The following is a 22545-nucleotide window of genomic DNA, read 5'->3' on the forward strand; positions in this document are numbered from 1 at the left end:
CTGTTGGAGCAAGTAATAAATGCAAGTATTACGTCCTATTACCACTGCAGATTTTGCCGCACTTAAGCAAATTGCAATCGAGTCAGGCCATGGGTTTACATCACTTCCGGTGGACGATGAGCAATTAAAAGAAAAAATAGATCGTGCCGAAAAAAGCTTTGCTAAAAATATCAATCAGCCGTTAGATGAGAGCTACCTATTTGTTTTAGAAGATAGCGAAACAGGTGAAGTCATTGGTACTACCGCCATAGAAGCCGCGGTTGGCTTATCGGTGCCGCTGTACCATTACCATTTAGGTAAAACAGTACACCACTCGCCTACACTTAATGTTTATAACACCGTAGATATTTTAAGCATGTGTAACGATTACACCGGATGCTCTGAAATATGTACTTTGTTTTTGCGCGAAAAAAGCCGCAAAGGTTTAACCGGTCGATTTTTATCACGTTCACGCTTTTTATTTATGGCCCAGCATAGCGAACGTTTTGCCGATACCGTGATTGCTGAAATGCGCGGCGTAAGCGACGAAGAAGGCCATTCACCCTTCTGGCAGTGGTTGCAAGAGCACTTTTTTAGTATTGAGTTTCCTCAGGCTGATCACTTAGTGGGACTTGGCGATAAAGTGTTTATTAGTGAATTAATGCCTAAATACCCTATTTACGTCAACTTACTCAGTAAAAAAGCCCAAGCAGTGATTGGCAACGTGCATGATAAAACTAAACCGGCGCTCAAACTGCTCGAAAAAGAAGGTTTTGAGCATCGTGGCTACGTTGATTTGTTTGATGCAGGACCAACGGTAGAAGCTAAGCTTGGTAATATTCGCAGTGTTCGTGAGTCTCAAGTATGCCCTATTACAATTGGCGAGCTGGAACATATTAGCCAGCACAGCTCAGATACTTTAGCCGTTTGCAATCAAGGTGTGAGTGGGTTTAGAGCAACCTTTACCCAGCACGCCCATTATAACCACGCTAAGCACACATTAGTAATAAGCCAAGAAGTGGCTGATGCCCTTAATCTATCCCAAGGAGATGCAGCGCGTTTTTTCCGCCTGTAAAACAAATATGAACACACACCTTATAAATAACCAATGGCATACAGGCCAAGGCCCCGCTTTTAACTCTGTTAACCCAAGTAACGGCGAAGTTGTATGGCAAGGTAATGGCGCAAATGCCGAGCAAGTAGATTCTGCAATTAATGCAGCTAGAGCCGCACAAGTACAGTGGGCAGATACGCCAATTGAGTCACGTATTACCATACTTGAAAACTTTGTAGCACAATTAAAAGAGCACAGCGAAGAATTTGCAGCCATTATAGCGCGCGAAACCGGCAAGCCTCTTTGGGAAACACGAACAGAAGTAGGCGCTATGACTGGTAAAGTAGCCATTTCTATCAAAGCCTATAATGAACGCACCGGCACAACAGAAAACCCAATGCCGGGTGCTAAAGCCTTTATACGCCATAAACCACACGGTGTTGTAGCTATATTTGGTCCTTACAACTTCCCTGGGCATTTACCTAATGGCCATATCGTACCGGCTATTTTAGCGGGTAACACCGTGGTATTTAAACCGTCTGAGCTTACACCTCACGTTGCTGAATTTACTTTAGCACTTTGGTTAAAAGCAGGATTACCAGCGGGTGTTATTAACCTAGTGCAAGGTGAGGTAGAAACAGGTAAAGCACTTGCTTCACATAAAGACATAGACGGCTTATTTTTTACCGGCAGCTCAAACACCGGCCATTTATTACATAAACAGTTTGCAGGCCACCCAGGTAAAATATTAGCACTTGAAATGGGCGGTAATAACCCATTAATAGTTAAAGATGTAGCCGATGTAAACGCTGCAGTGCACGATATTATTCAGTCTGGCTTTATTACTTCTGGCCAGCGCTGTACTTGTGCCCGCCGCGTGTTTATTGAGAATTCAACCAATGGCGATGCCATTTTAGAAAAACTAATTAGCGCGACTATAAATATCGTTGTTGACGACAGTTTTGCAACTGACCAGCCATTTATGGGTGCAATGATAAGCGAAAGAGCAGCCCTTGGTATGGTTGCTGCGCAAAAAGAATTAGTTGAAAGCGGCGGCGAAATACTCGTTGAGCTTAAGCAGCTAAAAGCAGGCACCGGCTTTGTAAGCCCAGGTATTATTGATGTTACACATATCACTAACATGGCCGATGAAGAACACTTTGGCCCGCTTATAAAAGTTTACCGCTACAACAACTTTAACAGCGCAATAGCAGAGGCTAATAACACCAGCTTTGGTTTATCAGCAGGCTTACTTGGCGATAACGAAGATGATTACAGCCACTTTTTAAAGCGTATTCGTGCTGGCATTGTAAATTGGAACCGCCCTATTACGGGTGCATCTAGTGCTGCACCGTTTGGTGGTATTGGTGCAAGTGGTAATCACCGTGCTAGCGCTTATTATGCTGCAGATTACTGCGCTTACCCTGTTGCGTCGGTTGAATCAGAAAAAGTGAATTTACCGCAAACTTTAGCACCTGGCTTAGTAATAGAATAATACCCATTTTTAAGGATTTAACATGCATACTAACGTAAATACATTATTTGAAAACCTATGGGATAACTATTTAGCCGTTACTCCATCGGCAGATAAAATTCATGACCTTTTAGGTTCAACCCAAAAAGACGACATAATTAACGACCATATTGCGCTACGTACGTTCAATATTGAAAAAGTAGGCCTTGAAAAACTAGCAGCACACTTTTTAGCGTTAGGTTACACAGAGTGCGGCGAATACCACTTTGAAGCTAAAAAGCTATACGCTAAACACTACGAACACAGCGATCCTCAGCAACCTAAAGTATTTATCTCTGAGTTATTAGTAGAAAAGTGCTCGCCAGAGTTACAAGCTATTGTTACCGATATGGTAAATCAAATTGATGAAAGTGCTGTAACGGCTGATAACTTTTTATATTCAGGTACACATTGGCAAGTAAGCGGTGAAACCTACAAGCAGTTATTAGCAGAAAGCGAGTACGCAGCGTGGATGTCGGCATGGGGCTATCGTGCCAATCATTTTACTGTAAATATTAATATGCTTGCCAAGTTTGATAACATTCACGATGTTAACCAAGCGCTTAAAGATGCAGGCTTTGCGCTTAATACATCAGGCGGCGAAGTAAAAGGCTCTCCAGAAGTGCTATTAGAGCAATCATCAACGCTTGCTGATGATTACGCAGTTACCTTTAGCGATGGCGAGCTAAGCATCCCTAGTTGTTTTTACGAATTTGCTATTCGTTATCCGAAAGCCGATGGCGAACTTTACACGGGGTTTGTTGCAGCTTCAGCTGATAAAATATTTGAAAGCACAAACGCTCGCTAAATACTCTTGATCGTTAATTTTTCAACGTAAAAAAGCCCTTTTGGGCTTTTTTTAATGCCGCAACTCTATTTTAAGTACCAAAATACCCTTTAAGCTGGGTATAGATTTAATATTCTTGTCGTTAAGATAAGCACTTTAAATCGTATAACCGTTTGTTTATAAATAAAATAAATTATTATTAATTTTAATGATTTTTATATTGCATAACATAATATTGGGTATTATTATCTCGCCGCTTCTTGATGATAGCCAATCCGAGTACATTACAAACCCTGTTTGTAGCAAGGCGATAGAGCAACTATCCAAGAGTGAATTTGACTGTGCGTAAGCACTATTGATCTCACTCAACCGACTCGTGGATAAACCATAACCCGAGCGGTTGCTTAATTGACTCGGAAAATATAATGGCTTTATCAACTCAACTAAAAGACACCGTAACTAAAGTACCTTCAGCAGCGGTTGCTGCAAATCAGGCATTTGATTATGTACAACCGACCAACACGCACATTGAACAACTTGCAGCACAATTTGGTGCACCACTTATGGTCCTTGACTGCGAAGCTATTCGTCGCCAATACCACGCGCTTAAAAATGCATTACCAGGCGTTGTTTTACACTTTGCATTAAAACCACTGCCTTTAGCCGCTGTTGTGCGCACCTTACTTGAAGAAGGCGCAAGCTTTGATCTAGCAACAAGTGGTGAAGTTGATTTAGTGGCAAGCCAAGGCGTGCCAAGTGAACGTACTATTCACACTCACCCTATTAAGCGCGACAGTGATATTCGCGATGCGCTAGCGTATGGCTGCACAGTGTTTGTTGTTGATAACATAAACGAGCTTGAAAAGTTTATTGCCTACAAAGACCAAGCTGAAATTTTAGTGCGCTTAAGCTTTCGTAATAAAGATGCATTTGCAGATTTATCTAAAAAGTTTGGCTGCAGCCCTGACGCTGCAATTGACATTATTAGCTACGCACAGCAATTAGGTATTCGTATAAAAGGATTATCGTTTCACGTTGGCTCGCAATCACCAAACCCAACTAAATATGTTGAAGCAATAAATGCGTGTGCAAAAGTAATTAACAAAGTCAGTGAACTTGGTTTACCAGCACTTAGCACACTCGATATTGGTGGTGGTTTCCCTGTACCATACAGCGCAGATGTACTGCCAATTAACGTTTTTTGTGCACCAATAAATGTAGCATTAGCGCAATTACCCGAAACAATGCAAATTATTGCAGAGCCGGGTCGTTTTATTGTAGCAAGTAGCGTAACTAGCGTAGCCTCAGTTATGGGCCAAGCGCAGCGCGAAGGTAGAACGTGGTATTACTTAGATGACGGTATTTACGGCTCTTTCAGCGGCTTAATATTTGACGAAGCAGCCTACCCTATAGACAGTGCTAAACAAGATGGCGAGCGTTTTGAGTCTGTACTTGCTGGCCCAACATGCGACAGCATAGACGTAGTGAGTGACTCGATTATGTTACCAAAACTAAACAACGGCGATTTAATTATCAGCCGTATGATGGGCGCATACACACTGGCTACAGCAACCGACTTTAACTTTTTCAAACGAGCTGAAGTTATTGTATTAAACGAACAAGTACACAGCCAGGTATTAACTGGCTAATTGGTTAAATTTCCTCAACTATAGTTACGTTGGCTTGTAACTATATACTTAAACGCAGTTGCTCATTCCAACTGCGTTTTTTAGCTTTAAAAACAACCTGATACTCAATGTAGTCTGTAGCAATAAATAATTGTATTTGTTTACTCGTATTTATTTACCCCCAAAATGTTAAATTGCATATCGCGACTATTCTTACCGGGTTTGAACAAACTTAAATTCGCCCACAATCACTTTCAATTACTTAAACATAGCGAATATTTGCATTAAACTTACTCTTAACCATTGCTTTTAAGTTGATCGCCCCACACAACTTTAACGTAAGTGTTTTAAATTAAAGGTGCCAATCATGAAAAATGAACTCGACAATAAACAAATACTTGCCGTATATGAGCGAATACAAAAGCGCGGAGAGCTAAACGACGAAGGTAAGCATTATCAAGGTGTTACTGCATTCTCAGATATAGATGGATACACAATTTATTTACAAGGTAGTGGCGTACTATTACGTTTTGGTTTTCATAACACTTATCATCTTGATTACGAGCACGATAAACATAAAGATGATTTCTTAAAAAAATTACACAATATCGCCAACGAGGAATAATGTATCCAAGAAAAGTAAGAAAGCGCAGCGACAGCAATCTCAATACAGCCTTTATTAACCAAGTAATAGCTGCGCTTAAATCAGATCCATCAAAACTCGCCGTCATTCAAGAAAACCTGGAAAAATACAGAAGCCAACGCCATTTAAAACGGGGGTTTTTACTCGCAATTGAACGCTTTGACTGGGTATTTGAGGCAAGTGATGATGTTAATTTTATTTGTGAACAAATACTAGCTGACGACTATATTGGAAATCGCCTAAGACGTTACCCCCTTCTATTCAAAGGCGTGATTAGCGAACAATAATAGCTATTATTTATACTAAATAACATCTATACAAGCCAGATAAAAAGCCTCTGGTAATTTCCAAATTAGCGTGGTTAATATTATTTAGCCAGAGCTAGTTTCCTTACCGTGCCCCTAGTAATACCAACCTTCCCTAAGTTATTAGTGCACTAAGTAATTGTTGTGTTTGTGCTCACTTGGATTAAAAAAATACTATTAGTACTCTAATTATTACCACTCAAATAAATTTATTCATCTTTTATTTGATAACAAGGAGTAAAGATATAATTATGCTCTTAAGCATTTCTAAAACAACATTTAAACCACTGTTTTAAATAGTAATTAACCATCTATTGCATCTATTTGCTTAAGTACTTCTCCTGTTGGTTTTATTAATAATTCATCTACATTTTAGTATCTGACTATTTACTTCACTCTTGAATTGTTAGAGCTATTACTTTAAGCTTATCTTTATTGAACGTTCAATTAATAAAAATTATGCCTAAAGTTGGAATGGAACCTGTCAGGCGTCAACAGTTAATTGACGCGACAATTGAGTCAGTGGCGATGCGTGGATTACAAGCAACCACTATTAACAGCATCAGTAAAAATGCGGGTTTATCGTCAGGCATTATTAGTCATTACTTTGGTGGTAAGCAGGGTTTAATAGAAGCAACTGTTCGTTATTTGCTTTCTAATCTTAAAAAAGACCTTATTGAAAAAGTGTGCAACAACACCAGCGCTACACAGCGCCTTATGTTTATTGTTGAAGCTAACTTTGCGCTTGTACAACAGCGCAGTGATACAACCAAAACTTGGTTGAGCTTTTGGGCGCAATCAATGCACGATGACGAACTTCACCGACTGCAAAATGTAAACAGTAAACGCTTGCAAAGTAATTTAGCATTCTCATTTAAGCAATTAATGCCTATTGAGCAAGCAAAACAAGCTGCTGAACTTAGCGCCGCTATGATTGATGGCCTATGGTTGAGAGCAGTATTGAGTAAATCAGACAAAAACCAGTTTAAACACAGTGAAACTCTAGCAAAAAGCTATGTAAATTCACTCATCAAGCAATATGGAGCCTAGCGTGAGCACACCAGTCTATCAAAATTTTATTAATGGCCATTTTCTTGCTAACCAAAGCGGTGAAACTTTTGATGTAACTAACCCTGCAACAGGTGAAGTTATTTACAGTGTCGAAGTTGCCGATGAATTTGTTCAAAACGCAGCCATTGAAAGTGCAAAGCAAGGTTTTGCACAGTGGTCTAAAATGACACCTATTGAACGCAGCCGTATTTTATTAAACGCTGTGGCAATACTTCGCGAACGTAACGATGAGCTTGCCTTAATAGAAGTGCTTGATACCGGTAAGCCAATGCAAGAAGCAAACTGTGTTGATATAGAAACCGGCGCCGATGTAATTGAATACTTTGCAGGCCTAGCCCCTGCGCAAGTAGGCCAACAACAAATGGTAGGCGAAGACTTTTACTATACACGTAAAGAGCCATTAGGGATTTGTGCCGGTATTGGTGCGTGGAACTACCCGCTACAAATAGCATGTTGGAAATCAGGCCCAGCCCTTGCTGCTGGCAACGCATTTATATTTAAACCATCTGAAGAAACGCCACTAGGCGCTATTAAACTTGCCGAAATTTTTGTAGAAGCGGGCGTACCTGCTGGCGTATTTAATGTAGTACAAGGTGCGGGTGATGTAGGCCAATGGCTAACTGCACATAGTGAGATTGACAAAGTATCGTTCACTGGCGAAGTAGGCACAGGTAAAAAAGTAGTCGCAAGTGCTTCAGGCACATTAAAAGACGTAACCATGGAGCTTGGCGGTAAGTCGCCGCTTGTTGTGTTTGATGATGCAAATATAGAGCAAGCAGTCAGCGCTGCCATGCTAGGTAACTTTTATACCCAAGGCGAAATTTGCACTAACTGTACACGTATTTACGTTCATAAAAATATATATCAGCAATTTATTGATGAGCTTAAAACGCGAACAGAGAAAAATATTATTGCGGGCGACCCGCAAGATTTAAACACTAACTTTGGTGCGCTTATCTCTAAAAAGACATCAAGACTTAGTAATGAGTTATGTCAATAAAGGGATTGAAGAAGGCGCAACACTGCTTACCGGTGGTTCAACGCTTTCACCTGAATCTGCGCCTAATGGCTACTTTGTTGCACCTACCGTGTTTATTGATTGCAACGATGAAATGACTATCGTTAAAGAAGAAATATTTGGCCCAGTAATGAGCGTACTTGTTTTTGAAGACGAAGACGACGTAATTGCACGTGCCAATGGCACTCACCTAGGCTTAGCTGCGGGCGTATTTACAAGCGATATTAAACGCGCACACCGTGTTATTCATCAATTAGAAGCCGGTATTTGTTGGATTAATGCCTATGGTAACTCACCTGCTGAAATGCCTGTTGGTGGTTATAAGCAATCTGGTATTGGCCGTGAAAATGGCATAGAAACACTTGATCATTACACGCAAACCAAGTCTATTTATGTTGGTATGGCCGACATAGAAAGCCCATTTTAAGGCGCCCTTTTATGAGTAATCATTACGACTATATTATTGTTGGTGCGGGATCTGCGGGTTGTGTTTTAGCTAACCGATTATCTGAAGATTCAAGCAACAAAGTGTTACTTCTAGAAACCGGTGGCAGTGATAAAAGTATTTTTATTAAAATGCCAACGGCGTTGTCTATTCCTATGAATACTGACAAGTATGCTTGGCAATTTCATACTCAGCCAGAGCCGTACTTAGATAACCGTGAAATGCATTGCCCTCGTGGTAAGGTACTCGGTGGCTCGTCATCGATTAATGGCATGGTGTATGTACGCGGCCACGCAAAAGATTTTGATGAGTGGCAACAGCACGGTGCTAATGGTTGGGACTACCAATCGTGTTTACCGTATTTTCAAAAAGCGGAAAGCTTTTACCTTGGTGAAAACGCATATCGAGGTGGCAATGGCCCACTTGGCGTTAATAACGGTAACGAAATGCAAAACCCGTTGTACACCACGTTTATAAAAGCAGGTGTAGAAGCCGGTTACGCTAGTACAGACGATTATAACGCGTCACAGCAAGAAGGCTTTGGCCCAATGCACATGACCGTTAAAAACGGTGTACGCAGCTCGGCTTCTCGTGAATATTTAGACCCTGTAAAATCACGTAGTAATTTAACAGTCATTACTGGCGCACTTGCTCAAAAAGTTAATCTAGACGGTAAAAAAACCACAGGCATTGAGTACAAGGTAAACGGTAATGTTCAAACAGCACATGCAGCAAAAGAGGTTGTTTTAAGTGCTGGCCCTATTGGCTCTCCTCATATATTACAGCTATCTGGTATTGGCGATAAAGACATCCTTGAAAAAGCAGGCGTTGAAGTTAAACACCACTTACCGGGTGTGGGTCAAAACTTACAAGATCATCTTGAATTTTACTTTCAATACAAATGTAAGCAGCCAATTACACTTAACGGAAAATTGGGCCTTATTTCCAAGGGCTTGATCGGCGCTAAATGGTTATTTACTCGTAAAGGTTTAGGCGCTACTAACCACTTTGAGTCATGTGCATTTATCCGCTCAAAGCCTGGAGTTGAATGGCCTGATATTCAGTATCACTTTTTACCAGCCGCTATGCGATACGATGGGCGTAGTGCATTTGCAGGTCATGGTTTTCAAGTTCACGTAGGTCATAACAAACCAAAAAGCCGTGGCAGCGTTACTATTCAATCAGCTAACCCTGAGCAACCGCCACAAATTTTGTTTAATTACTTACAGCACAAAGACGACATTGAAGGCTTTAGAGCCTGTGTGCGTTTAACTCGCGACATTATTGAGCAAAGTGCCTTTGATGATTACCGTGATGAAGAAATTCAACCAGGTAAACATATTCAAACAGATGAAGAAATAGATGCCTTTGTACGCCAAGCCGTAGAAAGTGCTTACCACCCTTCTTGCTCATGCAAAATGGGTGAAGACGACATGGCCGTAGTTAATTCAAATACCCAAGTACATGGTATTGAAGGCTTACGTGTTGTTGACTCTTCTATTTTTCCAACGGTTCCTAACGGAAACCTTAATGCGCCTACGATTATGGTTGCAGAAAAAGCGGCAGACATCATTTTAGGAAATGTTGCATTACAAAAAGCAAATGCTGATGTTGCTATGACTCAAAATTGGCAAGAAACACAGCGTGCAGCAAAAATTTAATCAGCTACTTATAGGGTTAGCCTCGTCAGACTAACCCTATAAGCCTTGCAGTGGCGAACAACATAAATTGGTTATGTTGTAATAATGCAAGATTGAACAATAAAAAACGGAGTGCTTATGAATAACTCACTATTGGAGGGTAGCAATGACCATTTGGCTTAATGCTGGTATTATTTTTACCCTACTTGCAATTACAATCATTTTATTAAAATGGGGTAATGTACGTGTTGTTGGTGTTACACCAGTTAAAACACTTACTTTTATAGCAATACTCTTTACCTCAGGCCTTGATGTTGGCCTTATAATGTTTCCTTTAACTGAGTTTGCAGGTTATGCAGACATAAAAGCAAGCCCAGAATACGCGTTTGCAAATCCACTGGCCATTGAGTTTGGTTACTGGGGATTTTTAATCTGGGGATTTTACTTTCTTACGTGCTTTTATTTCTGTGTAATAGAACCTAAAGTTAAATTTTTCGAAATTCCTTGGGTTAAATTTATCAATAATGTAGTAATTATTGGTACGTGTGCTTTTACCGCATACCTTTTACTTTCAAACCTTCCGTGGTATTTACCTGAAATTGGTGATGGTTCAAGTGTCGTTTCTGAGTTTTACTTAATTGTATTTGCAGCAATTTGTTTTGCGGTATATTCAAGTACAGATATTAAGTACGTACGATTTTTAAGTATTTCTACAACTTGGTTATTCATAGCACTAATTGGGTTTATGTGGGCTGGTGCCTTTGTATTGGGTGACAGTCAAATGTCAGCATTCACAGATAACTTAGCCTCTATCGGCACATACTTTGCCAACATAAATGAATTTGTTTTACCGCTTAACGATTACCATGAATTTTACCTATTTTGGTGGTTTGCTTGGAGTATTATGATTGGACAGTTTACTTCTCGTTTTGTTGGCGGGTTAAAAACTTACCAAGTACTTGGCGCTATGTTGATTTTCCCTTCAATACCAATCGCAATTTGGTTCAGCGTACTTTACCACTATCATGAAGCGGGTATTCCAACGCAAGGCATTAAAAACTTTGCCATGGTATTTGTAGGTATTGTGTTTGTAATTAATTCACTCGACTCGTTAGTGCGTTTATACACAGATAATTTAAACATCACTGTAAAACGCTTTGGTAAAGCGAAGTATATGATTGGAAACATACTTGCGCTTTCATTATTAACATTATTGTTCAAGCTAGAGTTTTTACAAATACAGTGGGTAGGCGCATTGGTGATTGCCTTGTTTTTCCTATGTGCTGGCTTCATTGGCTATAGCAAATTTAAAACCGTTAATAGTATTGATAGCTCACCAAAAGCAAACAAGATTGACTACACTAAAATTGAGACACAAAGTTAGGGATTTATAATGAACAACAAACTAAAACAACTTGCAGTAGCATTGTCACTAGCACTTATATCAACAACGGCAGCTGCAGACTGGTCAACAACTATTACAGCAGCATCAGATTACACTTTTAATGGTGTAAGCCAAACAGATAACGACCCTGCATTACAAGCAAGTTTAGATTATGCTTTTGATAATGGCGTGTATGCCGGTGTATGGGCATCAAACGTTGACTTTGGTGACGATACTGATTTTGAACTAGATGGCTATGTTGGTCGCTATGTACAATTAAACGACAAGTTTAGCGTTGACTACGGTATTGCATACTACACATACCAAGGTAATAACAGTGATGGAAATTACCCAGAGGTTTACACTAAATTTGGTTACACAAGTGACTACGGCCAAACAGAGCTTAACTTTTGGTACAGCTGGGATTATTTTGGTACAAGTGCGGGCCATGTAGTTTCAATGATTGCTCATACTTATGAACTTGCACCAAATCATGCAATACGTGCAAGTTTTGATATCTCTAATTCACTTGACGGTGAAAAATGGGCTTGGGATGTAAACCAAAAGAAATCGTATAATCACTACCGTCTTGCTTATCAAACAAGTTACGAAGGTTTCGGTATTGAAGTAGCAGCTGAAAATACTAGCCTTGACTACGATTACGCCGATGAGCGCATCGTGTTAGCAATTTCAAGAACATTTGATTTATAAAGATTAATTAATTTTAACTCTGTACATAAAGTTAGCGAACCACAACCCAGGTTCGTTAAACTGAAAAAAGCCTCTTTATGAGGCTTTTTTATTGTTTAAATATTCAATTAATGCGCTTGAGGTCAGCGGTCTTGAAAAGTAATAGCCTTGCAAATGCGTTACGCCAAGTTGAGTTAGCTTTTTGCACTGCAAAGGTGTTTCAACCCCTTCAGCAATAACATTAAAATTAAGCGAACTTGCCATTTGCACTACTGCGTTAACAATGCTTAAGCCTCTTTCATCCTCATCTTGAACAAAACTTTTATCTACTTTTACAATATCTACACCAACATCAAGCATACTTGATAAAGAAGAGTAACCGGTTCCAAAATCATCTATTGAAATTCTAACACCCAACTCTTGTAATGATTTAACCACATACAAAAATGTATGCTTATCGTTTGCAAATACAGATTCAGTTACTTCTAAATGAAGCTTATGAGCAGGAAAATTTAAATCCGCCAAAATGCTTTTAACCTTACTGGCAAACTCTATCTCCTTAAGCTGCATTACAGATACATTAATACTGACTGATAAATCTGGAGTTAATTTTTGAAAAGTAAGTGCTTGTTGGCATGCCGTTTCGAGTACCCAAAAACCTATTTTTGAAATTAACCCATACTGCTCAGCAATAGGTATAAACTCGTCAGGAGGAATGTTTTCTCCTTTCAATTGCCAACGTATAAGCGCCTCAATCGCATAAATATCATGTGTTTTAGAGTCAATAATGGGCTGGTATACTAACGAAAAACAATTGTTGATGAGCGCTGTTAAAAGCTCTTCGCTAAGTAGGCGCTTTCTTTCTAATTCTGAACGAAGCGACTCGCTAAAAAAACTTATTTGCCCACGATTCATTCTCTTTTGATGATACATTGCCATATCGGCATTTAAAATTAAGGCATCCAGATCTCTACCATGCTCTGGGTAAAGTGCAATACCTATGGTTGCCCCTACCCGTGCACCGTGCTCTGTTTCTGGATGATCCTGCGTAATTGCATCAATAATTTCTTTAGCAAAATCGTATGTATTTTCTTTGCATACAAAATCACTTAAAATTAAAAACTCATCGCCACCCCAGCGGCACTTTTGCTGATTATGAGCACACACGTCAGAAATACGTTTCGCTGTTCTTCTTAAAACATTATCGCCTACCTTGTGACCCATCACGTCATTTATATTCTTAAACCCATCTAGGTCTATAAAAAATAGCGCAAAAGGTGGGTCTGGATAATGCTTAATTCTCTTTTTTGCATCATTTAAAAATGCATTTCGATTTAATAATTGAGTTAGCGAATCAGAGTTTGATAAATGCATTATTTCTTTAGTACGCGCGTCAACTCTTAGCTCCATTCTTTCTAGCAAATCGCTGTTTTGATTTTTTAAATGTATTGCCTGTTGTGTAAATGCAGATGCTTTATTTAGAGTTAACAAGGTAATTGAGCCATAGCCAATACCCAAAAAGCCGAGTACATTTTCGTAATAGTCTTCAGACATTATTAGCACTAAAGCGTAGGGAAATAACAGAATAAAAGCATAAGCAAAACAGGTCAGCTTATGTGCTGACAAAACATTGGCAGAGCCACCACCAAGAGCGGATAATATAATTATGATACTTGTGGCTTCTAGGGGGGCAAAAGAAGTGTGAAAATACAAGGCATAACTGCACCATATAATGGCAGTTATAATAACCCCTGTTGAAAACTTTAGTAGGTCTAATTGGGTAGCCGTTTTGTTTGTTTTTAAAAATAGACGAATATCTAAAAAACGGATCCCCAAAGCAAGCAGCATAATAAGCCACCAAACTAGCTTGTCGTTATAGCTTAACAATCCGCCTTTATTAAAACTAAAAGCAATACATGCGCTGGCAAATAAAGAGACGAGTAAACCTGAATAAGCGTTCTCGTAAAGCAATCTAACGGTATCATTAAGGTTTTCTTTGATTAGGGAGCTTCGATGCATATTATCTAAGCCTTTACATTCGTTTTTATTATTAGTTTAACTAAAGCTATGCCTTAATTAAAAAATTGTCCAGTAAACGCCCTAGCAACACATTTATTTAGAAATTTCCCAGGCGCTAGAGCCAGATGCAGATAAATTAGCGTTATTATTACGTAACACTTTATTTCCTACATTAATTGACGACTCAGGTCGACTGACTAAGTAACCTTGAACTGAACTCACACCTAATTTTTTCACAAGCTCAAACTGGGCGATTTCTTCAACGCCTTCTGCGACAATTTTAAGCCCCAATCTTTGCCCAAGCTCACTAATTGTATTGAGTATATCGTTATATTTTTTGCTTTTGTTAGCTTGTGTAATAAACGAGCGATCTATTTTTATAACATCGATGGGTAAATCTGCTAGCGTACTTAAAGAGCTAAACCCGGTACCAAAATCGTCTATAGCAATAGTTACACCGTCTTCTCTTAGCTTGCTCAACTCATCAATAATTCTAGAGCTTGCCTGAATAAAGGTAGACTCTGTTACTTCAAGCATTAAAGACGTTGCCGGTAACCCCGTACTTTTGAGGATTTTTGTGATCCAATCGTATATATCACGATGTTTTAACTGAATACCGGAAATATTCACTGATATTTTTACTTTACGCATACCTGCATTGTGCCAAGCAGCCATTTGTCTGCATGACTCAAGCATAATCCAATCACCTAACTCTAATATTAAATTTGATTCTTCAGCAATAGGAATAAATTCAGCGGGAGAGATCATACCTTCAACGGGGTGATTCCATCGAGTGAGCGCTTCAAAATAGTCAATCATGCAATCTTCTACGTGCACAATTGGCTGAAAAGACAAATAAAAGTCTTTGCATGCAATGGCTAAACGAAGCTCTTCAAGTAAGTAATGATAGCGACGCATTTTATTACCCATTTCTGGAGAATAAACTTTAAAAATACCTTTACCATCACTTTTAGCACGATACATTGCTACATCAGCTAGTTGTAATAGTGCTTGTGGTGTAGATGCGCTTTCTGGATAAGTAGCAATACCAATGCTTGCGCTAATTTTTACAATCTTATTGCCAAGCACAAAGTCTTTTTCAAGCTCACTAAGTACTTGCTTGGCTATGTCGACTACTTTGTCACTTTCGTCCAACGATTCAATAAATATAGAGAATTCATCACCGCCTAAACGCGATAAATTTTGTTCTAACTGGTTTGCAGAATTGATATTACTCAACTTATGGTGACGCAACACATTAGCTAATCGCGTGGCAACTTGCACCAATATTTCGTCGCCAAAACTATGACCAAATGAATCATTTACTTGCTTAAACCCATCTAAATCTATAAACAACAATGCACAATTGAGTTCTTTTTGACCGGTTTGATTTATGTGCCTACCAATATGCTCTATGTAGGCATGTCTATCGATGAGTTGTGTTAATTTATCTTGGCATATACTTGTTTGTGTTTGTTTCACATAATTCACTACATGCATATTTAAGGTCGTGATAGATTTGCTTAAATTACTAATACCATTAGGGTTTTGAGCAGGTTCAATATCTAAGTTAAACGACTCTAAAAGTTTATTTGCCTGCAGATTAAGTTGGCTTAGCTTATGTTTGTGATTTTGTTTCCTGCTTTGTTTTTTTATGTAGACAGCAAGCAAAAGTATACAAGAGAAGAAAATAATAATGTTTTTAGGCGACGTTAACACCATCAAGATGAGTGCGTTTGAATCAGCCGCAATAAAATGTTGATCCGTTGTTTTAACAAGAAGTAATGTTTGAGAAGCACTGTCAATTGTATAATGACCGCTTAAAACAGGGTTATACCAAGGGGCAATATCTAAACTGGTGCTGCTTATATCAAATTTTTTAACACTAAAATTAGACTGAAACAGATTGGTACGGCTTATTTGGCTCGTTAATTCAGCATTTAGGTAAAAGCAAAATAACAAAGTGACTAAGGAAATTAATCCAACATGCTTTAATTTGTTCATGAAAAATTCCCTAACAATACTAATCCTTAATAACTAAATGCTCATTATATCCCCTATTTTTGTTTGTAAGCAATTATTAATGACTTGTATGCTATTTTTTGTTCATTTTAATATAGCTAAGTTATTGTTTATTCGTTAAGGCAATTATTTTTAGCGCAAAGTATCCGCAAAGTCAGACCACGTATTTGATAGATTGCTCACAAACAGCTTATGTGTATATTTTGCTTGTGAGCTTAAATCTATCTATGCTTTTAAAGCTGCCATGCGTAACTTACTTTTGTAAAAAAGGTGCGTTGGTCGCGCTCAATATTTTCTAGTGTGTCATCCTGATACCCTCTATCTGAGTAACCTAGGTAAAATAGCGTTTGTGCGTTAATCTTATACGAATAAACAAGTTGGCTGCCATAGTCTTTGTTTGTCTGGCTTACTTGATAAAAATAAGCGTCTTTGTTTCTGTCTATATCTTCAACCTGTAAAATCAGCTTTAACATTGATCGCATATTAAATTTATAATGCAGTCTAAAGTCGACTAAATTAGCTGTGTAAACGCGGTCATCTCGTGGGTTATCTAACTTACTATAACTGTGTCTTATATCCACTTGCCAATGATCGTTTATATCCCAAACTGCTTGCGTTTGTGTATTAATTACATCGCCAAGCTCTAAATTTGTATAGTCAATACGGCTTGCATATTCTAAGTAAAACGATAAGTTCAAGTCTTTTGTCGGTTTAAGCGAAGTGTAAAGATAACCTATATTCTGATTGTAAAATTCATCGTAATAACTTTCTTTACGATGGATAAAACCAATATTAAATAAAGACTGCTTTTGCCCCTTAAAACTTAAAAAGCCTTCGTATTCTTCCTCAAGCAAGTCACCACTTTGCGACCAAGTTTTATCCCAATCAGCTTCATAAGACCATGAAGTAATTAAATCTAACTCATCTCGATACCACGTTTGACCGCCACCAATTAGCACTTTTTCATAATCAACTTTTGCTTGGTATCCTAAATCGGTGCGATAATCCTCACCAATATTTTCATAAGATGTGTAAAGTTTATAGTCTCGCTTGTCACGCGTTAACTCAATTGCGTATGCCTGATCAGATTGCGTTTTGGATAGTCCATAGTTATCAACCAAAAAGTCAGAATTTCGTGTATCAGCTGACGAAACCTGATAAAGCAATGTATCTGACTGATTAAACCAATAACTGCCATCAACTGATAGTACCGTATTACTATAATTATCGCTTTGTCGGTGTGTACTTGAAACGCCCAACGTTCCTTGATCACCTAAGTCATATTGATAACGGCCTACTGCTGCCTGTGTTTTTTCATTTAATGAAGCAAAACCAGAGCCTTGATTTGAAGGTAGTAGAATATTACTGTTTTCATCATCAGCTAACATAAGTGCATAGCTATGCCCATCCGTTTTACCGGTTAACTTAGCGCCTAAAGTTGGCTCTGCAATGGTTCGGGTGTATAAAAGCTCAAATAAGCTACTTTTAAAATATGAGGCACCATCTAAAAAGAAAGGTCTTTTTTCTGCATAATAAATTGAGTAGGTTGTATTTACATCAAGCTCTAGAGAATCAGTTTCTACCTGCGAAAAATCAGGATTAATAGTCGCATTTAATACCGCGTCTTTTGTTATTCCCCAGCGTAAATCTAAACCGGCTTCAGTATCTATGTTACCGTTCTCCCAGTCACCGGGGAGTTGCGCTTTATCATCGTGACGAAGCGCTGTAAGCGTTGGGGTAAGTTGTACATTTTTACTTGATTCAATTTCACTTAAGCCCGTTAACTTATCAAACTGGCAAAGGCTACATTTGACATCGCGGTCGAACCCCATGTTAGATATTTGATAGAGCACGTCCCGTGGGTAGTTTCTCATTAACAAAAACCCCCACGTTAAGTCTTTTTTATCTTCTGGAAAACGCAATGCTTTAAAAGGAATACGCATTTCAACTACATAACCTTCATCGGTAATTTTTCCGGCACTATCCCAAATTGCATTCCACGACGGATCAGACTGCCAACCATCGGTATCGCTCATGCGTAAATCGCCTTGTGCACCTAACGGGTTAACAAAAAACTCATAGCCTGAGCGCTCATCATTAAAGGTATCTATTACGAGTATGGCAGTGTCGTCTTGCCAAAGGGTATCTCGGTCACGAAGTGAAGCACGTATTTGATCTGGCTCCGGATCGTAAGCAATAAAACCAACATACAAATTTGTGCCATCTTCGTACATGTAGGCATCGGTTTTTACCGGAGGCGTGCCTCTTTCATTAGGCTCATCTTGAACGAGTAAAGGAACATAGGTCGCTTTTTTCCAATGCGCTTCATCAAGTACGCCATCAACACTGATATTTTGATTGATTCGTGCTAGCGATACCTGCTCTTTTTCTGCAAATACACAGAAGCTATTAAATAGGAGAAAAAAGGATAAAACTAAAAGCGTGAGTGGTTTTTTTATAGTTATAAAGTACTGCATAAACATCCATTTAGAACAACTTTACCCAATATGAGTAATTTCTAAGCCGGAGTGTAATTTAAGCAGGAACATTTGTTAATACCTTGCAAACAAAATTTCGCTAAATATTAACTAATTAATAATAAAGGATTATTTTAATTGCACTGTTAGGTGTCGAGTAGCTTTAGCTTATTCTCAACTCCATTCCATGTGTCAGCATCATCTGGGGCAGATTTGACTTGGGTAATGCGTGGCCAAATTAAGGCAAGCTCTGCATTAAGTTCCGTGAACTCTTTTTGAGAGTCGGGTAGCTCATCTTCTTGATAAATTGCTTCAGCTGGGCATTCCGGTACGCATAACCCACAATCAATACAATCAATTGGGCTAATTGCTAAAAAATTAGGGCCTTCAAAAAATGCATCTGCAGGACACACTGATACGCAATCGGTGTACTTACATTTTATGCAATTTTCAGTAACTACAAACGCCATAATTTTTTGAACCATAAAGCTAATTTAATAGTTCGCGATCATACCCTTTCACCTCAAAAATACAATAAATAACTGCCATAATTAGCCAATTTAACGTAGTATATGCGCCCTTAATGTAAAGCCAATTCGTGCCCTACACTTTCTTATTGTGAGCGGATATACAACCGCTAAGACACCAAATAGAGATATTAATGATACGTTTAACTGAAATAAAATTGCCACTTGATCATGATGAAAATGCTATTGGCCAAGCCATTATCAACAAACTAAAAATACAACCAGAACAATTACACAGTTATAACGTATTTAAACGTGGCTACGACGCGCGCAAAAAAACAGCCATATTACTCATTTACACCCTTGATATAGAAGTTGATAACGAAACTGAGCTTTTAGCCACATTTGCAAAAGATCAACATGTAAAAACAGCGCCCGACACTTCATACAAATTTGTAGCTCAAGCAAACAAAAACATCACAGAGCGCCCTGTTGTTATTGGATTTGGCCCCTGTGGTTTATTTGCAGGCTTAGTGCTTGCACAAATGGGGTTTAATCCAATTATTGTTGAGCGTGGAAAAGAAGTACGAGAGCGTACCAAAGACACCTTTGGCTTTTGGCGTAAAAAAGCACTAAACACCGAATCAAATGTGCAGTTTGGTGAAGGCGGCGCGGGTACATTCTCAGATGGTAAATTATATAGCCAAGTAAAAGATCCAAAGCATTATGGCCGTAAAGTTATTACCGAGTTTGTTGAAGCAGGCGCACCTGAAGAAATTTTGTATGTAAGTAAGCCTCACATTGGTACGTTTAAACTTGTGACAATGATTGAAAAAATGCGCGCTCGTATTATAGAGTTAGGTGGTGAAATTCGCTTTAGTACCCGTGTAGATGATATTCACTTAGATGACGGTCAAGTAACAGGCTTAACCCTTTCTAACGGTGAACACCTTGAAACACGTCACGTTGTTCTTGCCGTTGGGCACAGCGCACGCGATACCTTTAAAATGATTCACGAAAAAGGCATTTATGTAGAAGCCAAGCCATTTTCAGTTGGCTTTAGAATAGAACACAAGCAATCAATGATTGACGAGTGTCGCTTTGGACCAAATGCTGGCAACCCAATTTTAGGCTCTGCCGACTACAAGCTCGTGCATCATTGTAATAACGGACGCACTGTATATAGCTTTTGCATGTGCCCTGGTGGCACTGTCGTTGCGGCAACATCTGAAGAAGGCCGAGTTGTTACCAATGGCATGAGCCAATATTCACGTAGTGAGCGCAATGCAAATAGTGCTATTGTTGTGGGTATTTCACCTGAAAAAGATTTCCCAGGCCATCCTTTAGCGGGTATTGAGTTGCAGCGCAAATTAGAGGAGCAAGCTTACAAGCTAGGCGGCGAAAACTATGATGCACCAGCCCAGCTTATTGGCGACTTTTTAAAGGGCAAATCTTCAGCTGATTTAGGCGATGTTAAACCCTCTTACACACCAGGAATTAAGTTAACTGACTTAGGTAACGTATTGCCTGCGTTTGCTATTGAAGCGTTACGTGAGGCTATTCCTGCTTTTAATAAGCAAATACGTGGGTTTTCTACTAATGATGGATTACTAACGGGTGTTGAAACGCGCACGTCATCACCCATTAGTATAAAACGTGATAGAAGCTTTCAGAGCATTAACACCAAAGGACTCTACCCTGCAGGTGAGGGTGCAGGCTACGCTGGCGGTATATTATCAGCGGGTATTGATGGCATTAAAGCAGCCGAAGCTGTTGCGCTTTCAATGCTTGAAAACGCTTAAACGCGCTATTTAGTTAATTATCGTAAAGCCTCACATTGTGGGGCTTTTTTGTGTTAAAAGTAACCAAACAATTATTTGTGTACTTTTTTATGATAAAAAAATTATTGGGATTATTAACCTGGATTGTTGCTTTTAACACTTCAGCACTCGAGCTAAAAACAATAGATGAGATCCACTCAGCGTATAAAAATAATACAATTACCGCTCAACAACTTACTCAAGGCTATATTAAACGAATTAATCAGCTTAACCCTCAATTTAATGCCGTCATAAATATTGAACCTACAGCTGTTACGCAAGCAAAAAAAATTGATGAACTTAGTGCTCAAGGGCTTTGGGCTGGGCCTCTTCATGGAATACCCGTACTTTTAAAAGATAACATAGAAACCACTGGATCATTACCAACAACAGCTGGCTCTTTAGCTCTTAAAAATAATATAACTAATAACGATGCATTTGTTGTTAAGCAGTTAAGAAATGCGGGCGCTATTATTTTAGGCAAAACCAATTTAAGTGAGTGGGCAAATTTTAGATCGTCTTACTCATCGTCTGGATGGAGTGCAGTTGGCGGGCAAACACACAATGCGCATGATACAACCCGTAATCCCTGTGGTTCGAGCTCTGGATCAGCGGTTGCCATCGCACTTAACTTTGCCCCTGTTGCCCTTGGAACAGAAACCGATGGCTCTATTACCTGCCCCGCTTCTGTAAATGGCGTTTATGCTATAAAACCAAGCATGGGCCAAGTATCGCGCTCTGGTGTAGTGCCACTTTCTAGTAGCCAAGACAGTGTTGGCCCAATGGCACACTCATTAAAAGATGCCCGTCTTGTATTATCTGTGCTACAAGGACGCGATACGCTTGATACTTCAACGCATAGTTTTGAATTGCAAACACTGCCTAAAATTACAAAGTCATCATTAGTTATTGGTGCGTTGCCCAGTGATAAGTTTACAGTGGAGACTCAGCGTTTATACAAAAAACAGCTCTCAGCGCTCAAAAAGGCAGGTCATACAGTAGTCAATATTGATATATCTGATGATCTAACTACGCTTTTTTTCGATGAATATTACATATTACTTTATGATTTTAATAAAGAAATAAACCAGTACTTAGCAAATACTCCTGGCCAAGTGAAGGTAAAAAGTTTAAGTGCACTGATTGATTTTAATAAACAAAACAAAGCAGCTGAAATGCTTCATTTTGGGCAGGATATTTTAATACAAGCCAATGCTGTCGACTTAACACAAACAGACAAATACCAAAAAGCTAAACACCGTTACCGCAAACTGGCCACAGCTGCAATTACTAATTTATACAAAAATAATAATGTGGATGTTGTCATTGCCCCAACAACATCACCTGCATGGAAAACAGACTTAGTAAATGGTGATAACTTTCAAGGCAGTAGTAGTTCTTTATCAGCAATTGCCGGCACCACTCATATTACTCTTCCTGCTGGTCAAGTTAGTGGACTACCTGTTGGGTTATCTATTATTGCAAATAAAAACCAGCCACAGGCGGCCTATCAGCATGCTCAAATAATCGACGAAGCCTTTATTTCGACCATAAAAAAACCTGAGTAAAACTCAGGTTTTATT

16 protein-coding genes and 1 pseudogene are annotated in these 22545 nt (G+C 39.0%); 13 read left to right on the top strand and 4 right to left on the bottom strand.

From position 1 onward, the window contains the following. The first annotated feature begins 19 nt into the window (after window positions 1-19). The 11 genes and pseudogenes from astA (at window position 20) to P20480_RS13410 (ending at window position 12178) form a co-directional block, all read left to right on the top strand. A complete protein-coding gene (astA, locus tag P20480_RS13455; RefSeq protein ID WP_008127882.1) occupies window positions 20-1054 on the top strand; it encodes an arginine N-succinyltransferase in 1035 nt (344 codons plus the stop codon). Window positions 1055-1061: 7 nt separating this feature from the next. Further along, complete coding sequence (gene astD / locus P20480_RS13450; protein ID WP_008127885.1) at window positions 1062-2528, top strand: succinylglutamate-semialdehyde dehydrogenase; 1467 nt, start codon at window positions 1062-1064, stop codon at window positions 2526-2528. Between the two features lie 22 nt (window positions 2529-2550). Continuing rightward, a complete protein-coding gene (locus P20480_RS13445; RefSeq protein ID WP_008127887.1) occupies window positions 2551-3354 on the top strand; it encodes a DUF1338 domain-containing protein in 804 nt (267 codons plus the stop codon). A 404-nt stretch (window positions 3355-3758) separates the two neighbouring features. Next, window positions 3759-4982: a type III PLP-dependent enzyme gene (locus P20480_RS13440; protein ID WP_008127889.1), complete on the top strand. Its 1224-nt coding sequence runs from the start codon at window positions 3759-3761 to the stop codon at window positions 4980-4982. A gap of 346 nt (window positions 4983-5328) precedes the next feature. Then, on the top strand, window positions 5329-5586 hold the full coding sequence (locus tag P20480_RS13435) for a DUF3081 domain-containing protein (RefSeq protein ID WP_008127891.1): 258 nt from the start codon (window positions 5329-5331) through the stop codon (window positions 5584-5586). Then, complete coding sequence (locus tag P20480_RS13430) at window positions 5586-5891, top strand: hypothetical protein (RefSeq protein WP_008127892.1); 306 nt, start codon at window positions 5586-5588, stop codon at window positions 5889-5891. Before P20480_RS13435 ends, P20480_RS13430 begins: the two co-directional genes overlap by 1 nt. Window positions 5892-6383: 492 nt before the next feature. After that, window positions 6384-6959, top strand: a complete 576-nt coding sequence (betI, locus tag P20480_RS13425; protein ID WP_008127893.1) for a transcriptional regulator BetI — start codon at window positions 6384-6386, stop codon at window positions 6957-6959. A gap of 1 nt (window position 6960) precedes the next feature. Continuing rightward, a pseudogene (gene betB / locus P20480_RS17785) lies at window positions 6961-8425 on the top strand (betaine-aldehyde dehydrogenase). 11 nt (window positions 8426-8436) lie between these two features. Next, window positions 8437-10104 carry a choline dehydrogenase gene (betA, locus tag P20480_RS13420; RefSeq protein ID WP_008127896.1) on the top strand — a complete coding sequence of 556 codons (1668 nt, stop codon included), beginning with the start codon at window positions 8437-8439 and terminating at the stop codon, window positions 10102-10104. 145 nt (window positions 10105-10249) lie between these two features. After that, the gene (locus tag P20480_RS13415) at window positions 10250-11467 is read left to right on the top strand and encodes a BCCT family transporter (protein WP_008127897.1); all 1218 of its coding nucleotides are present in this window, start codon (window positions 10250-10252) and stop codon (window positions 11465-11467) included. A 9-nt stretch (window positions 11468-11476) separates the two neighbouring features. Beyond that, a complete protein-coding gene (locus tag P20480_RS13410) occupies window positions 11477-12178 on the top strand; it encodes a TorF family putative porin (RefSeq protein ID WP_008127899.1) in 702 nt (233 codons plus the stop codon). Window positions 12179-12253: 75 nt separating this feature from the next. Here the strand turns inward: P20480_RS13410 and P20480_RS13405 are convergent, their stop codons facing one another. The 4 genes from P20480_RS13405 to fdxA form a co-directional block, all read right to left on the bottom strand. Next, on the bottom strand, window positions 12254-14176 hold the full coding sequence (locus tag P20480_RS13405) for a putative bifunctional diguanylate cyclase/phosphodiesterase (protein ID WP_008127901.1): 1923 nt from the start codon (window positions 14174-14176) through the stop codon (window positions 12254-12256). 93 nt (window positions 14177-14269) lie between these two features. Then, window positions 14270-16180, bottom strand: coding sequence for a putative bifunctional diguanylate cyclase/phosphodiesterase (locus P20480_RS13400; protein WP_008127905.1), 1911 nt, complete (start codon window positions 16178-16180; stop codon window positions 14270-14272). Window positions 16181-16431: 251 nt separating this feature from the next. Further along, the gene (locus P20480_RS13395) at window positions 16432-18675 is read right to left on the bottom strand and encodes a carbohydrate binding family 9 domain-containing protein (RefSeq protein ID WP_008127908.1); all 2244 of its coding nucleotides are present in this window, start codon (window positions 18673-18675) and stop codon (window positions 16432-16434) included. 146 nt (window positions 18676-18821) lie between these two features. After that, complete coding sequence (gene fdxA / locus P20480_RS13390) at window positions 18822-19145, bottom strand: ferredoxin FdxA (protein WP_006791755.1); 324 nt, start codon at window positions 19143-19145, stop codon at window positions 18822-18824. Between the two features lie 191 nt (window positions 19146-19336). Between fdxA and P20480_RS13385 the strand changes: the two genes are divergently transcribed. Then, window positions 19337-20944, top strand: a complete 1608-nt coding sequence (locus tag P20480_RS13385; protein ID WP_008127910.1) for an NAD(P)/FAD-dependent oxidoreductase — start codon at window positions 19337-19339, stop codon at window positions 20942-20944. An 89-nt stretch (window positions 20945-21033) separates the two neighbouring features. After that, a complete protein-coding gene (locus P20480_RS13380) occupies window positions 21034-22530 on the top strand; it encodes an amidase family protein (RefSeq protein ID WP_033025165.1) in 1497 nt (498 codons plus the stop codon). Window positions 22531-22545: the final 15 nt, after the last annotated feature.

The sequence above is a fragment of the Pseudoalteromonas sp. BSi20480 genome (genome assembly GCF_000241365.1).
Classification (GTDB): Bacteria; Pseudomonadota; Gammaproteobacteria; order Enterobacterales; family Alteromonadaceae; genus Pseudoalteromonas; species Pseudoalteromonas marina.